Source organism: Candidatus Njordibacter sp. Uisw_056 (genome assembly GCF_047730085.1).
Lineage (GTDB): Bacteria > Pseudomonadota > Gammaproteobacteria > Pseudomonadales > Balneatricaceae > Njordibacter.
Map to the genome: position 1 here is coordinate 1,809,052 of NZ_CP159830.1, position 15,531 is coordinate 1,824,582.

11 protein-coding genes are annotated in these 15,531 nt (G+C 43.6%); all 11 read right to left on the bottom strand.

The features are described 5' to 3' along the window. Window positions 1–10: 10 nt before the first annotated feature. Complete coding sequence (locus ABXT60_RS08775; RefSeq protein WP_443629768.1) at window positions 11–1,630, bottom strand: ATP-binding protein; 1,620 nt, start codon at window positions 1,628–1,630, stop codon at window positions 11–13. Window positions 1,631–1,646: 16 nt separating this feature from the next. Further along, window positions 1,647–1,976, bottom strand: coding sequence for a hypothetical protein (locus ABXT60_RS08780; protein WP_443629769.1), 330 nt, complete (start codon window positions 1,974–1,976; stop codon window positions 1,647–1,649). A 211-nt stretch (window positions 1,977–2,187) separates the two neighbouring features. Further along, on the bottom strand, window positions 2,188–3,798 hold the full coding sequence (locus ABXT60_RS08785; RefSeq protein WP_443629770.1) for a hypothetical protein: 1,611 nt from the start codon (window positions 3,796–3,798) through the stop codon (window positions 2,188–2,190). Between the two features lie 201 nt (window positions 3,799–3,999). Continuing rightward, entirely contained in the window at window positions 4,000–7,263 is a 3,264-nt protein-coding gene (locus tag ABXT60_RS08790) for a type I restriction endonuclease subunit R (RefSeq protein ID WP_443629771.1), read from the bottom strand. Next, on the bottom strand, window positions 7,260–8,564 hold the full coding sequence (locus ABXT60_RS08795) for a restriction endonuclease subunit S (RefSeq protein WP_443629772.1): 1,305 nt from the start codon (window positions 8,562–8,564) through the stop codon (window positions 7,260–7,262). Before ABXT60_RS08795 ends, ABXT60_RS08790 begins: the two co-directional genes overlap by 4 nt. A gap of 16 nt (window positions 8,565–8,580) precedes the next feature. Continuing rightward, window positions 8,581–9,612, bottom strand: coding sequence for an Abi family protein (locus ABXT60_RS08800; RefSeq protein ID WP_443629773.1), 1,032 nt, complete (start codon window positions 9,610–9,612; stop codon window positions 8,581–8,583). Between the two features lie 235 nt (window positions 9,613–9,847). Next, window positions 9,848–12,172, bottom strand: a complete 2,325-nt coding sequence (locus ABXT60_RS08805; RefSeq protein WP_443629774.1) for a type I restriction-modification system subunit M — start codon at window positions 12,170–12,172, stop codon at window positions 9,848–9,850. Between the two features lie 425 nt (window positions 12,173–12,597). Next, on the bottom strand, window positions 12,598–13,020 hold the full coding sequence (locus ABXT60_RS08810) for a hypothetical protein (protein WP_443629775.1): 423 nt from the start codon (window positions 13,018–13,020) through the stop codon (window positions 12,598–12,600). A 45-nt stretch (window positions 13,021–13,065) separates the two neighbouring features. Beyond that, window positions 13,066–13,515 (bottom strand): tetratricopeptide repeat protein, encoded by a 450-nt coding sequence (locus tag ABXT60_RS08815; protein ID WP_443629776.1) that lies wholly within the window; start codon window positions 13,513–13,515, stop codon window positions 13,066–13,068. A gap of 518 nt (window positions 13,516–14,033) precedes the next feature. After that, the gene (locus tag ABXT60_RS08820; RefSeq protein ID WP_443629777.1) at window positions 14,034–15,128 is read right to left on the bottom strand and encodes a helicase RepA family protein; all 1,095 of its coding nucleotides are present in this window, start codon (window positions 15,126–15,128) and stop codon (window positions 14,034–14,036) included. Then, the gene (locus ABXT60_RS08825) at window positions 15,118–15,525 is read right to left on the bottom strand and encodes a CHC2 zinc finger domain-containing protein (protein ID WP_443629778.1); all 408 of its coding nucleotides are present in this window, start codon (window positions 15,523–15,525) and stop codon (window positions 15,118–15,120) included. The genes ABXT60_RS08820 and ABXT60_RS08825 overlap by 11 nt, the downstream gene beginning before the upstream one ends. Window positions 15,526–15,531: the final 6 nt, after the last annotated feature.

The following is a 15,531-nucleotide window of genomic DNA, read 5'->3' on the forward strand; positions in this document are numbered from 1 at the left end:
CAATGCCGGTTCACTTATTAAAGTGATTCTGTACATACTCAACGAGTTTTGGCCCCTCAAGCTTGTCTGTAGCGGGGTTCGTGCGGACATAAAAGTCTTTCCCGTCGAGATAACATGCAGTGGGCGATGGACTACAATCAATCATCAACACATGTATATCTCCCAGGTTGACCAATTGCTGGCTGATAAATGGATAATATTGTTCGCCAATACGTTGCTTTAGTTGATTTTTGAAATGAAGTAATAACGCATCATTACTTTTATGAAATTGATTTACTTCATCATCAACACCGCAAATGCCGCCAACATCTGATACACCCACCAACAAAACGCCACCATTGGTATTTAGAAATCCAACAATGGTTTTTAGTGAAGATAGTTCAATATATTTTTCCTTCGTTCCTTTCCGTACATCTAAACTAAAGCTTTCTTTAAATTCAACAGTTGCTGACTCTCCCTCCCGAGCCATACTCATGATTCTGTCAGCTTCAGTCAACTCACCAATTTTTTCCAACATACTTTCGACTTGGCTTCGGATTATAGACGCACTTCTGGGATTTAATGCAAGCTCTTTTTGAAGGTTTCCAATTGCCGATGTCAAGGATTGAAGTTGTCCATGCGAGCGGACAATTTCTGTCTGCTCTGCCGGGCTTGGGATACTAACCTGCGCTTTGGAAAGGTCAGTCTTACTAATTCGAGGTATGAAGTCCCCGCGGGTCAACGATCGCAATATTAACATGCCTAGATCAGAGCGAAAGAAAGCTGAAACGTACTGATTGTTGGCCTCATTGCGCAATACAACCTGAATAATATTGTGATGCTTTAACGTCACAGCCGCCAGATCGTCGGTTACAACGGAGGAACCAAGCATGGGAACATAAATTGAGTTCTCTTTATGCTCCAACAAAAGTCCAGGACGAACTGTATTCAATTCAACTGCAAGTTCACCTAGAAAATGACTTTTATAGTCCTTATATTGGGTCTCGAGGCGTTCAATTTGAAGCCGTGATTTTAAGCTTTCAAAGCCATCGAATGTCCCTTTATCATGCAACATACCCTCGTGCAGAGAATCGCTCACCACGCCACGAACGAAGGCTTGGGCGACCACTGAAGCTTGAGGCTCATCTTCCAATTCGGCTACAAAAAGCCCGGCCCGCGCTTCTCGACTAAACACAACAATGACTGGACGGCTGGACATTATCACCATGAGTTTTTGGGGAACATTGAAGACTCCGTTTAAGTAGAACCCTTCTTCCGATAGCGCTTGCTGGAACTTCAGTCCCTCTGAACTGCCAAACGCATGAGGCTCAACAATCGCAAGACACACCCCAGACTGGGAAAGCAAGACTAGTGCCTTCCAAAGTTCCACCCAGTTACGACGGACATTAATGGATGAACTACCAATGGTGATCCTTTTACGCGGCATTCCTAGCGGTAGATCAGCCACTACAAAGCTATAGCCACCCAAGGTTTCAATATCTTCTTCCCAATTAAAGCCCTCGGACACTTTATCGGCATGTGGTAGGTCCAATACCGATTCGTTGGAGACCTTTATTACGATGGAAGGCCCAGCGTCGTAAGACGCTGCTAGCGATTGTACAAACCTACCAACTATAGTTTTGGGCTGCATGAGGTCTCCATGTTTATTATCCCGCTAAACATATAATACGTTTCTTGACAGCTTCTAAGTTCCAGCACCAGCCGTCATGCACGCCGAATTCTTCGTCGTAAGAACATAGTCCGCTTCGTCGCTGTCTAAAAATAGGCGTTATACTAATAATATTGATATTCTTAAGATCAATAAGCTTTTGTTTTTTTAGCTTTATTACATCGTCTTGTTTCTTTTTATCTATCTCTATTGAAAATTCGATTTCTGCTATTAGCTCGTCAATTTGTGCTGCTAAATCATTGTCTTTAGCATTCACCAGCCCACTCATCGAAAAAATCAACACTGCCGTTACAATTTTTTTATACATTGCCCAGTTCCTTTTGTGTGATGTCCGTTAGAAAAAAGACTACTAGCAAAGATATTATTACTCGTCCCACATGTCCTCCTTATTGCAGAGGTTTTCACATAAATGCCCATCGAGCCTATATTTTCTAGTCTACTTTTATTAATTAGATTTTTTTGAAAAAGTCAGTTGTTTGGTAATCGTAGCGAAGTCTTTTTTAGACCACAAGCCAGTATTACTGACCTATTCGTGCCTTACTCATCTCAAGGGCTTTACTCTGTTCTTTTTCACCCAAATAATCGCCAACCAATTCTGCCAAGAATACGGACTCTTCATCACCGTAGTGCGCCGCTAACAAGTAGTTAAGGTAGGACTTGTAGTAACTTTGCTTAACTCCTAGCCCTTGTTCATAAAACTTACCCAATTTTTTATAGCTTTGTGGGTAGTTGCCTTGGGCTGCCTTCATAAACCAGGTAATTGATGTTCTGTATTCTGTGGTAGACCCTTGGCGATCTATTATTGGGCCAGTAGGGTTACCATAGTTCATGTAATTGAATATTTCTTCATTTGTAAAGGTTTGTCCAGAACTCTTCATTGAAAAAATGGCATCTGCCAATTGCCGTTTCTTAGTGAGCGAAATTTTAGGAGGTGTTAACATATTAACCGCATTGGTTTCATGAATTAATCCAATCCTGTACATCGCCTCATAATTGCCTTTTTTAGCCGCTTGTCCATAATAATCTTTGGCTAGCAACAAATCTTTATCGACCTCGATACCATTTTCGTAAAAATACCCAACCCAAACTTTGGACTGGGAGTGTCCTTTAGACGCTGCATGCTTAAATAAGTTAAAAGCCGCTTTTTTATCATTAGCGTCCCATTTGTCTGACGCATACTGAAAAGTACTATCGTATCCAGGCTGAAGTAACTTTGTAATGCGCTCAATATCAGATATGGCACTGTCGGTTTCACTCGCAGCAATCTGATATAAGCTTAACGCTTTATTAAAATCCAGATCTACTCCGTGGCCAAGTTCGTACATCATCCCCAGCATTACCTGAGCGTCTGGATTTCCTTCTTTAGATGCTTTCTGACACCACTCAAAAGCCCTTGTGTAGTCAACTACACCCTCTGCACCTTCAAAATATAATTGCGCTAATGCCAGTTGGGCCCCCTGATGACCCTTTGTAGCCGCTCTTTCATACCAGATTCTTGCAAAGAGAAAATTAACTTTATCAGCATACCCATAGCGATGAAACTCACCCACTTTAAAGATAACTTCAGGGTCTGCATCATCCTCTGAAGCAATTTTAAGGTACCATTTTAGAGCCTCATCGTAATCTGGCTCACCCAAGTCCCCGAAATAGTAGATGTCGCCGACCAGTGCTATTGCAACTATGTCCCCAGATTCCGCAGCTAGCGTAAACCAATGCAAGTAATCTTCAGGCTCAAACTTTTGCTTAAGCTCACCAAGATACTGAGCCACACCAACCATAATTTGAGAACTGGCATATCCTTGGTTTGCCGCCATCAAATACCATCTGTAAGACTCTTCCTTATCCAGTAAATTATAGTAGTGCCCCATCCAGTGTTGTGACCACACTACACCGTTTAACGCTCCAATTTTATGCCATTTAAAGGCCTTCTCTGCGTTAACGAATGCTGAACCTTCTGATTCTCCATAGATCTGAGTCAGTGCAAACTGAGCACCTTTTGTACCTTGTTCTGCAAAGGGGGTCAGCAGTTTAATAGCTTGAGCAAAGTCCTTCGATTCATACACAGCCACGGCGGCAACATACGCAGGCGACTTGTAAACATCCTCAGAGTTAGGATCTTTATTTGCCATAGCGGTAAAACTAAATATGGATAAAATGGTTGAATACAGAATGATCAGGGTATGTTTTTTTAGGTCCCCTATACCTCTCGCAGGCATAAGTTCAAATTTAATAGCTAGCTTTTTAATATCCATATTAATGTACTCGTTCCTTTGGTTTTCTCTTGATACACCTAATTGTGTTGCTTCAAAATCATGATGTTTTTTTAACTTCTAATCATCCACCTTCAACAAATCAAACACCAGCCTAGCAAACGTCTTCGCTTTGTTGGGGTTAGACAGTAGCTGCATCATCTGGTTGTTGTGTGCTTCACCACTATCCATGATGGCCTCGTCTACGGCCTTGTTAAAATCACCTAACAACGCCTGCTCTGCCGTATTGTTGGCAATTTGCTTCATCACCAAACCGTTTTCGCGAACTTTGTCGCTAATGGTGTGAACGTAACTAACGAGGTCGGCTTCAGTCAGTTCATCGGTGATGAATAACTCATTCAGGCGCTCTACCACCTGCGACAAAAACTCTTCTTGCTTGTCTTTAGGTTTTGCGCCGCCTACGCCATCGCCTGGTTCTAGCTGGTAGTCTGCAGAATCTTCTTTTAGCTTTAAGTCTTGCTGGCGTATAACCGACAAGCGGTAATGGCTAAGCTCAATGCTATTTAGGTCTATATCATCCTCATCAAGTTTGCTTTCGCGCAGCATAGGGCTCAGATTACGGGCAAACAAACTCAGCCTTTCTAGGTCTTTATCATCATAATCTACGATTTGGGACATAAATTCATAGAAGCGAACGAAGCTGCCTAGGTCTTTTTTAAATATATCCAGCTCATCCTTGGCCTGCTTACATTCCTTGAAGCTAGCTTCGGCATTGCCCATCAATACTGGGTCGCCGCTTTGCTTGCTTCTTGCCACAATATCTCGTGCTTGCTTGTAGGCCTCTATGGCATGCTTGTAACGCTGTTGCCAGCGCTCTACCGCTGGCTTACAGATGTTGGCTATAGCTGCATTGCTTTTGCTCTTAACAAAGAAGGCGTCACAAAACTGTTCAACTTCGCGCCACTGGAATATGCCGGCTGCACGTAGCTTATCAAAAAGATCAAAAATTAAGTCAGGGTTAGTCACATCGGCTAGCTCAGCCGTTTGATAGTAAGGTTGAAATGATTCCAAAATCTCTTCAGGCTCGTTGAAGAAATCGACTATAAACGTCCCAGTCTCTGCTTTGCCAGGGAAGGTTCGGTTTAAGCGTGACAGGGTTTGCACACATTCCACCCCGCCTAGTTTTTTATCCACATACATGGCGCATAGCTTGGGTTGATCAAAACCCGTTTGAAACTTATTGGCCACGATCATTACTTGATAATCGTCGCTGTCAAAGGCTTTACGCATGTCGCGGCCCTTGAGAGCTGGGTTCATATTGGCTTCAGTGAATTTTTCGCCTAGTAGCGCGGCTGAACTTGGGTCTTTATCCGTAAACTCAACTTCGCCAGAGAATGCCACCATTGCATGTATTCGCCCATAACCTTGTTCTGCTATATATTTATCAAAGGCGTGCTTATAACGTACCGCCTCTTTGCGAGAACTGGTGACGACCATAGCCTTAACCTGGCCATTCAACAGGGCCATGACATTGTCTTTAAAGTGCTCAACAATCACCTGCACCTTTTGGCTGATATTATAGTCGTGCAGCCGTACCCATTGATTGAGCTTTACCTTGGCCTTTTTACTTTCTACCTCTTGGTCGGTACCTTGGATCTTCATGGCGAGGTTATAAGCCACTTTGTAGTTGGTATAGTTCTTTAAAACGTCCAGAATAAAGCCTTCTTCAATGGCTTGGCGCATGCTGTAAACGTGGTAGGCTTCTGGCCTGTTTGATTTAGACGGTTGCTCAGCAGGATTAGGCAACCTACCAAAAAGCTCTAGCGTTTTAGTTTTGGGTGTTGCAGTAAAGGCCAAATAACTCAAGTTGCTAGACGCCCGGCGCGACGCCACCGCCGCATCAAGAATATCCTCGGTAGTGAGTTCTTCATCTTGGCCAGCACCATCTATCATCAACACTTCTTTTAACTGCCGCGCAGTGCTGCCCGTTTGCGAACTGTGGGCCTCGTCGGCAATGACTACATAATTACGCTCTTTAAGGTTAACGCTGTTCTCGATGGCTTTTAACACATAAGGGAAGGTTTGAATGGTAACGATGATAATGGGTTGTGATTCTTCTAATGCGGCGGCCAACTTTTCTGATTTAGAGCCATCGCCCTCATTGCGGTTAATGCGCCCAACCATGCCTTCCACTGCAGTAAACTGCGAAATGGTCTCTTGTAACTGGTCATCCAACACTGTTCTATCGGTCACTACAATCACCGAATCAAACAGTTTATGGCCTTCAGTCGTATGGATGGACGATAACTGATGTGCAGCCCACGCAATAGAATTGGATTTACCAGAACCTGCGCTGTGCTGTATCAAATACTTATGCCCTGGGCCTTCAGTGCGAGCAGCATCTACCAACTTACTCACTACATCCCACTGATGATAACGGGGGAAGATTAAAGTTTCTTTTTTGTACTTGCGGCCTTCCCAATCTTCTTTTTCTTCTATTTGTAAGTGTACAAAGCGCGCCAGCACATTAAGTAGGTTGTCTGGCAGTAACACCTCGTTCCATAAATAGTCTGTGGCGTATTGGTTAATGTCTTCTGGCACATCGTTACCGGCAGCACCCTCGCTCGTGCCCTTGTTAAAAGGCAAAAAATACGTGCTATCGCCCTCTAAACGGGTAGCCATATACACTTCATATTGGCTCACTGCAAAATGAACCAAGGCCCCACGTTTAAAGGTGAGCAGCGGCTCAGGCTTTTTGGTGGCAGGATCTATAGCAAAGCGTGTGGTTTTGTATTGTTTAATGGCGTTGTGCACGGCTTGCTTAAACTCGCTCTTTAGCTCTAGCGTTACCACAGGTAAGCCGTTCACAAACAGCACTAAGTCAATGCGCCATTTTTTGGCTCGCGTGCCCGTTTCTGCCTCATACTCATCGGTAGCCCAGGGCGAATACACCAGCTCTTGCACTACCCGTAAGCGATTTTTTTGATAACGGGCTAAAGAGTCTGTGTTGAGGTCATGCTCAGGCTTAAACTGGCATAGCTTAAAGCGTGTGCCACGTATACGCAGCTCATTACGGAGCACGCCCAAGGTGCCAAAGGAACGCATTTCTTTATTGGCGGCATTGGGATCGGCTTTGTTCAGTTGTGCACCAACGTGCTCTAAAAACTTAGCTTCAGTGTTGTTAGGGTATAAGGCACAAAACTTTTGCCATTGTTCGTCTTGAGTGTCTTTAACAAAGCCCAGCACATCCTCAGAATACAGCGCTAATTCACGGTTGTACTTTTCTGGTTTACCCAGCAACCAGCCGTTAGCAACGAGCTGGCTGATCATGTCATTTTGAAAAGTAAACTCATTGGCTTTGCCGTCTCCTGACATTGTGCTCATGCGGCGTCTTCCTTGTTGTTAGTATTTGATGGCTCTGGAGCGACCCAGTTTCTGACGTCGATCTTGCCGGTGACGGCTGCGGAGATTAGGGCTGTGCGGCGTTCATGTAGCAATGAAATCAAGCTACTGCATTCTTTCGCCAAAGCCTCAAAAGCTGAATTTTCTTTGGTAATGACTTTAGATATTTCAATCTGCTCATCTTCTGGAGGCATAATAACTTTTAATAAGTCCAAACGCTCTACTGACACACCAGGCTGAGCTGCAGATACTGAATACTGCCCTAAATCCATATGTCTAAGCATCTCGCCTAAGTAAATATTATTGAACAGCTTTCGGGGGTAAACCACTATTGCATGTTCGGATGCAAAGAATTGACCAGACCCCATGTTAATGTTTCCACATAGTGCTCCCTGCCTGCCAATAATCACGTATTCACCATCGCAGTTATAACGTGAGGTATAACCCCTTACACCATTTCCACCGTAGACAAGATAATCCCCTCTCTTCTTAATGCTATCTGAAGTAATTGTATCTCCACTTTGAAGCTTCAATGCGAAACTTAATCGGAGTATATTCCAATGCGCCGGCACTTCATCTAACCACTCAACACCTGAGTCGCGCATGGGGGCATTGGGGTTGAGGCCTTTGGTGACGGCATGGCTGATCACGGCTTGGCGTTTTTCTTTTAGCAGCTTGATCAGCTGTTGTTGTTTTTCGATCAGGGTGTCGATTTTGGCGGTTTCGTGGTCGAGGAAGTTGGCTATTTTTTGGGCTTCTTTATACGAAGGCGCCAAAAAAAACGCACTATTAATTAATTCCTGGTTAAGTATTCGCGCTCCATAAATATTGGTAGAAGCATTTTCAATAACATATTTAGGTAAGGCATAATACATATATGAAAGCGGCAACGAACCGCCTTCCAAAAAAGATGCAATCGCTTCGTTGGTGTACATATCTTGGCTAGCAAATGAAACTGCACCTACGGACAACTTAAAGCTGTATAGCAATGATCCTTTTGGTGAAAGTTCCATAGAAGCTGCCTTTACAGCCTCATTGGAGATATTCTTGGCTGTACGCTCTATGTATTTACCTTTTAAATCGGAAATATTAGCCCATAAATTATCACCAATAAAATTTGCATCTACTTTTGTAGGTGGAGTCCATCCTACTTGAAAAGGTGATAAATATTTTACCTTGCTAACTACCCAATGCTCCGGCACGGCGCCTAACCACGCAACCCCAGAGTCTTTATACTCAAGGTACGCCACATACTTCCAGCGCATAGCAGTTTCACCGCTCATTATCAAACTACAGTTTTTATGCATCTGCACCGCTCCAAAAAATATGTGATTGCCAATCACACGTAAAACCCATCGGTGCCAAGTGCACATTTGGGTACATACGAACGAGGGATTTAACGTTTAGAGGCCATTGACTATGTGGGCTTATCTGGCGAATTAGGTGAGCCAATAGTATTAACACAACATATATCCGTCGACTTGGTCGTATTTGGCTGTCTGGCATGAGTTTGCGAAACTGCCAATCTTCACCTTGGAGTATTTTGGGCTGTACAGGCAGCTCTCTGTTCCATAAGCGGCTATGGTGGGCGCAGCAATTGCGAACAAACGTTAACGTATGCAGCCAGCTTCCCAACACTTCGTGGGGGACATTAAAACGCCGTGCAATCGCTTTGCGGTCCGCATCTTTCAGCAATCCCTTGTACATATGTGACAAATTACCCAGAGATAACTCTTCTGTCATTGCCCAGCCAGGCATAAGTGCAGGTGTTTGGTAGTTGTGCTGATAAAAACGCGGATAGTTATCTTTTGATCTATGGCCTATGCGCTGCTGTTTTGTTTGGCTTGGGGCTCTGCTCGCGTTAATTTTTCGCTTTTCTTTGTCTAGATGACGACCCTCATATTGTTGCTTAGTTTCAATATCTCTTATCAACTTTGCATAGTTGTACTTTTCCTTAAATCGATTTCGATGTAAATACCAATGCGACCCACTGTGTGGCTCGCTATCAATTTGATAGGTACAACTCATATGATTATTTAACGAGGCTCGCAGCGCCACCTCGACTGTCTCTATCGCATCCATAACGAGCAGACGTAACTCACGGTCAAATGCATATAGATCGAGTATTTGGTTAAAATCAGTGCCCGATTTAAACGAATGGTTTTCTTTGCCTACAACCTGAAAAGGTCGCATGTAAATGCTTAGCCTAAAAAAACTCACCGTCTCTAGGACGTGTCTAGCTTGGTGCGTGTCATTGACACAAAGCCCACGTCCCTGCAACAAGGCAAGATGCTCATCTACCGTTACTGCGGGCTTATTAAATGTAGTCATACGGGATACCTACCGAATAACATAATTAAAGGTAAGGCACTTGGGGAAATATTGCGAATAGTGTACGGTTGGGATATATATGAGGCAAAAAAAAGCCCACACAATTTGAGCGTATCGTCCGAAAACAACATAGGCTTGGTGGGCATATTACGCAAATTATGTACTTTTCGGATGCCCATAGTCAACACAATTCTTAAATAATTTCTAAAGCTGAAGTTTATACCTAGCACTTCCATCACGAATGCACCTCTTGCAGGAGGTTCATAATATCAGCACTAACCCGATCCAAATCTTTATCAATCTCCACCAGATCCCTAGGTGGTTGATACTGATAAAAATGGCGGTTAAAGGGTATCTCATATCCCACAACGCCCACTTGTTGGTCTTGGTCGTCTTTCTTATTGGCATCTATCCACGCATCTGGCACATGGGGTTGTACTTCTTTTATAAAGTAAGCTTCGTTCAGATCATTCACAGGCTTGGAGGGATCAAGGGCAACGTTTTCATTGTCACGCAGATCACCATCGGCTTTGTACTCTACCGTCTCACCACCCACTTCAAACAGGCCGTACATGGGGCTGGCTTTGGCTGATGGGTGAATCTTTTTAACCACTTTTTCTGCTGCTGGGTTTTTCCAGCTTACTGCGTCTGTGATTTGTTTTTTCTCTTTAGTCTCTAAGCTTAAACTTTGGGTTTTGCAGGCGGCTTTGAGCGTGACCTCATAGCCGTTCATATCATCGCACTGCTGGGTGCCTATTGTGGCTTGCAGCTGCCGGGCATTAAGTAAGGTTTGCTTTTGAGCTAGCCAAACTTTGCTGTCGAGCAGGTCTTTAATCTGCTTCTCTTTTAACTCACTAAACTGGCTTTTGATGTAAGCGCGAATTTCAACGCTTTTCTCTGCAAGCTGACCATAGTTTTCGCAACCTTCAGCATCACGCCAATGCTCACCATAGGTTTCGTATATCCACTTCATAGGTGCGTTTAACGGCTTGTTGGCAAACCGTAACTCGGCCAAACGCTCATCACTAAATTGATAGCTCTGGCGTAATGGCCGTTCAATGGTGATACGGCGGTAGCCAAACTCATGGGAGGCAAATATTTTGCTGGCGAAGGTTTTTGGCGCCTCAGTTTTTGGGTTAGCCGACTGCCTGCCACGGTTACTTTTTTGCTCTGCTGGTTTATTAAGCTCACGCGCATCCTCAACCTCAAAGGCACCAAAACTGCGAGTAATAGTGGCAATATCATCCGCGCCCATTTCATTGCGTTTAGAGCCCAGAGATTTGCGCATCTTACCGCAGAGGTTAACGCCGTTAATCAGCTGGACCTTACCTTTACGCTCGTTGGACTTTTTATTCGACAGTACCCACACATAAGTGGCAATGCCGGTGTTGTAAAACATATCGGTGGGCAGCGCGACGATGGTTTCTAAAAGGTCTGCTTCAAAAATATAACGGCGAATTTCGCTCTCACCAGAGCCTGCACCACCGGTAAACAATGGCGAACCATTAAGGATGATACCTATACGGCCACCGCCTTCGCTGGTGTCTCTTAGCTTGCTGATCAAATGCATTAAAAATAACAAGGAGCCATCAGACACACGAGGTAAGCCTGGGCCAAAACGACCATCAAAACCCTTTAGAGTATTTTCATCCTTGATTGAAGATTCAATCTTCTTCCAATCCACACCAAAAGGCGGATTAGACAACATGTAATCAAATTTATCGGCATACAGTTGATCATTGGATAAGGTGTTGCCCAGCTTGATATTGGTAACATCTTGGCCTTTAATCAGCATGTCGGCCTTACAGATGGAGTAACTTTCTGGGTTAAGCTCTTGACCAAAGGCACGCATTACCGCTTGTGGGTTTAGCTCATGCACATACTCCATACCCGAGGATAAAAAGCCCCCTGTGCCTGCGGTGGGGTCGTAGATAGTGCGAATAATGCCTGGCTTACTGAGCGCGTCATCGTCTTCCATAAACACCAAGGAGGTGGTGAGGCGCACAATATCACGAGGGGTAAAGTGCTCGCCGGCAGTTTCATTGGAGCCTTCAGCAAAGCGGCGTATTAGCTCTTCAAAGGTTAAACCCATGTCATGGTTAGAGATAGCCTTGGGGCTTAAATCCGTGGCGCGTACTTTTTGCACTACTTTATAAAGCAGGTCTGCATCGTTAAGCTGGCCGATAAATTCGCCAAAGTTGAAGTACTCAAAGATCTGACGGGCATCATAGGAAAACCCTTGAATATAACTGTCGAGGTTATCTTTAATGCCTGCCTCACCCAATTTGGAAAGGTCCATTTTTGAGGTGTTGAAAAAGTTAAGGCCACCTGTGGCGCGCAGTAATAGTTTTTCTTGGGCCTCTTCTGGTAAGCCCATATTTTGGACTTTGTCGTATTCCGCTAGAACAGCAGTTTTACTGTCTTCAAGAACGCCCTCTAGGCGTCGCAGGAGGGTAAACGGAAGTATAATACGGCCATACTGGCTTTGCTTAAAATCACCACGTAAAAGGTCTGCTATGGACCAGCAGAAGGCCGCGAGGTTATTGGGGGTTTGTTCCACAGAAAATATTCCTTTAATATCTGAGTGTCTTGGCACAGCGTATCATTGTTTTGCCATTAAAAAACACTAATCCCATGCCTACATGACATTTTAGTTATGCTTTTTGTCCTCTCCACATTGCTTTTTCAACGCTGGTTATTACTAAATTCAGATTCTGAATTTTTACACAATATCCATTCAATAATTGCCAAGACCCTACAATAAGTGTTTAAAAACACACCCCTCTGACAAAGGCTAAACTCCAGATTTGCGCTATTTCTGGCACACCAAAAAGAGGTTAAACCTTTATTTCTGATGTTGTATCCGATATTGGAATAGGGTAAGTACATGCTATTGTTAAATTGCATCCAATTATGAACTAGCATTTGCACTGAATTTTGACCCACCTGTTGGCCATATTATGGCCTAGTTTAAAATCTTGCATATCATTCCCTATCCAATTCAATACGCTTCAACAAAGTAGCCAGATCTATTTGCGCCTGAACATGACCCTGTTCGGATGCTCTTTCGTACCAAGGTATAGCAAGTACCGGGGTATTGGGTTCCCACAAATGGAGTCTGTCATACTGTGTAGCCAACTGAAATTGTACCTCAGAATAACCTCGCTGAGCTGCCGGTAACCAAAATTTTTGAACAGTTCTTTCATATTTAAAACGAGGACTAATATCATTCCATTGTTCTGAAAAACGTTTTTCTCCTTGAGGAGAAAATTTCTCATCGGCTGGCTCCACAACCTTTTTAGTAGTCCTTTCATCTGGCCTAAGTCCAAAAAGATCCAGCGCATGGAAAAAACTGTCTTCTGCTTTATCTGTAGCAATTATAATGACGTCTGTTCCAAATTCGTACATGTACGCCAATTCTAGATGGGCTTTTTTACAACCGTTTTTAGCTGCTCATAAAATTAGGCTATGCCCCAATGAGTGGTTTTTAGGAAAACCCTTGCCTTCGATATGCATGATTCCTAACCAGCACTTAGACTCCATGTCACCCAGTTCATCCGCCACAGAGAACCATTTAATTGCTTCTTCAAAGTTACATTCCCCCGCAAACCCTTCATAAGCTTTTATTCCTAAATCACGTTGTGCAGCAACAAGGCCATTATTTGCTGCTTTAGTGCACCATTCCAAAGCTAGGTGAGTGTCTCCTTCCCTCCGAATCCCTTTTGCGTAAAGGCTGGACAGTTGAAACTGGGCTTCAGGATAATCTAACTCTGCGGCCCTTATCACCAATTCCTTGAACATATCGTTTTCTTCACGAGACTTAGAGCTTTGGATAATCTTTTGAGCCAAGTTAAAAAGACTTTCTCCATCATTTGGCTGATCGTTTATACCTATTCGTGCCATTTTGATCAATTACTCCTTAGGCAAACTTATCCCTGACTGAATGCCTATTAATATGCACAAAACCTTTGTTTTATCACAGATCCGAGACACCTTGTTTTCAAAATAGCTCGCTGTTCAATTGCTCCTAGGGAGTCAAAAACGTCTGAAAACTAAACGGCGAAAGGGGGTGCACCCCCCCTATCATGGAGCTTTCCGAGCACATTAGGAATGTATCAGAAAATACCACTTGCTCTGCGAGCCATAAGGGAACTACAAAGATCAAAGATATTATTGGTCCCGTATACTTAAGTTTATACTCAGGCTAGCATTAAGAAATGGGTTACATTTTCTTGACCTAGCTTCACCACTGACTAACCACTTCCCTCATTCACCACCCCAAACCAGATTAACAGCAAGTAGTAACACTGTAAGTCATTGATAATATTAAATTTATATAATAAAAACACTGTTTTTAACCAGTTTTACTCTATAGAGAAAGTAGTGGTGAAAATGGTGCAGTTCACCACTCACCACTATTACTATCCAGCCAGCTCACCACTTTTTGAACCCATGGTGATTTCATCACCACTCAGGTCTATGAGCTCTTTTTCACATAATTGCTTCAACGTTCTAGAGAAGTGCGCGGCTGAGGTACCTTCTGCGGCTTTATAGTCATCTCTAACTAGTGACCTTGTACAAGGTAGCTCTGATTGTAATCGTGCTCTAATGAGGCCCCATAATACTGCTTGCCCTTGCGACAATTTCCTGCCTTCCACCCGAACCCGCGACAACACATCACAACCATTCGGTATGACTACTAACGAGGTGACCGTATCACCATCCTCATCAACACGCAGGTCTATTTTTTTGAGCTCGTAGCCCGCGTTCTTTGGTGGTTCAGAGTCCTTCATTTTCATGCAGGTCAAAGAAAAACCTATTTTATGGGGATCTTCCTTTGTAACAAAGAATTCGCAATCCAAAGCCGCCCTTAATGCACTGGAACCACGGGCTCCATTACCTTCAGTTTTACCTGTGTGATGGATGATCAAAACTGAAGCTCCTACGGCCTGCTTTATAACGTCACAACCATTAATAAAGGAACCCATATCTCTCGCTGAATTTTCATCATTCCCGCCAAAACATCGCGCCAATGTATCAAATACAATCAACTTAACTGGCATACCAGATTCTTCTTCAATAGCCCCACAACAAGCAATAATAAACTGTTGCTCTTCACACTCAGAAGGTAGAACCGGTCGATCCAGCCTGACCAAGCCATGAGCCTCAACGCCATTTTCTTTTTCCCACGCTTTAATACGTTTCGCAACCTGCGGCCCTCCTTCGGCGGCCACATAAAGAACAGACCCCCGCTCTACCTTTCTTCCATCCCAATCAATACCTGTGGCTATATGGCATCCCCATGATAATGCTTGAAAGCTTTTATAACTTCCACTTGGCCCATAAATGCTCATAAGCGATCCCGCTGGAACAAGACTCTTTATAATAAAAGATTGTTGCACGTCCCACCCAACGGACCCAACTTTAAGGCCTAGGTCAGAACATGAAATAGAGTCCCAAGAAACAGAAGGCACCTTATCTAATTGTTGAAAATGTTGGTCTATATCAGCAGTCATTAAGCACCTCCATTGCTTTGGGAAGGCGCCGTTTAGCTAGAGTAAGCCTAGACATTTCCATTGGGGTCAACTCTCGACTTGACCCTGCGAGGTTTTCACACATAGCTATGTAGATGCTTTCATGAAATACAACTGACTTTAAAATCGTTTTATCCCATTGCATTACACCCGTTTTGGCGCCATTTTGCTTTTGATACAAGTCGGCCAATGATAATCCGATGCTGCCCATCACCTCACCAGAATCACACCCTGCAAAACAATGTATAAGAATACAATCGACTCCTTGCTTTATTGATAAGCTAGGGGAATTATCATCATGATTAGGACAGCATGCCATCCAACCTGACTTGCTTTTTCTTACTTTATTAAGGTGACCTAAAAAAATATTAATGTCCATTTTTAT

Bases quoted from the DNA above. Each gene is read 5' to 3' on its own strand.
- ABXT60_RS08775 (WP_443629768.1), bottom strand. From the start codon at position 1,630: ATGCAGCCCAAAACTATAGTTGGTAGGTTTGTACAATCGCTAGCAGCG.
- ABXT60_RS08780 (WP_443629769.1), bottom strand. From the start codon at position 1,976: ATGTATAAAAAAATTGTAACGGCAGTGTTGATTTTTTCGATGAGTGGG.
- ABXT60_RS08785 (WP_443629770.1), bottom strand. From the start codon at position 3,798: ATGGCAAATAAAGATCCTAACTCTGAGGATGTTTACAAGTCGCCTGCG.
- ABXT60_RS08790 (WP_443629771.1), bottom strand. From the start codon at position 7,263: ATGAGCACAATGTCAGGAGACGGCAAAGCCAATGAGTTTACTTTTCAA.
- ABXT60_RS08795 (WP_443629772.1), bottom strand. From the start codon at position 8,564: ATGAGCGGTGAAACTGCTATGCGCTGGAAGTATGTGGCGTACCTTGAG.
- ABXT60_RS08800 (WP_443629773.1), bottom strand. From the start codon at position 9,612: ATGACTACATTTAATAAGCCCGCAGTAACGGTAGATGAGCATCTTGCC.
- ABXT60_RS08810 (WP_443629775.1), bottom strand. From the start codon at position 13,020: ATGTACGAATTTGGAACAGACGTCATTATAATTGCTACAGATAAAGCA.
- ABXT60_RS08815 (WP_443629776.1), bottom strand. From the start codon at position 13,515: ATGGCACGAATAGGTATAAACGATCAGCCAAATGATGGAGAAAGTCTT.
- ABXT60_RS08820 (WP_443629777.1), bottom strand. From the start codon at position 15,128: ATGACTGCTGATATAGACCAACATTTTCAACAATTAGATAAGGTGCCT.
- ABXT60_RS08825 (WP_443629778.1), bottom strand. From the start codon at position 15,525: ATGGACATTAATATTTTTTTAGGTCACCTTAATAAAGTAAGAAAAAGC.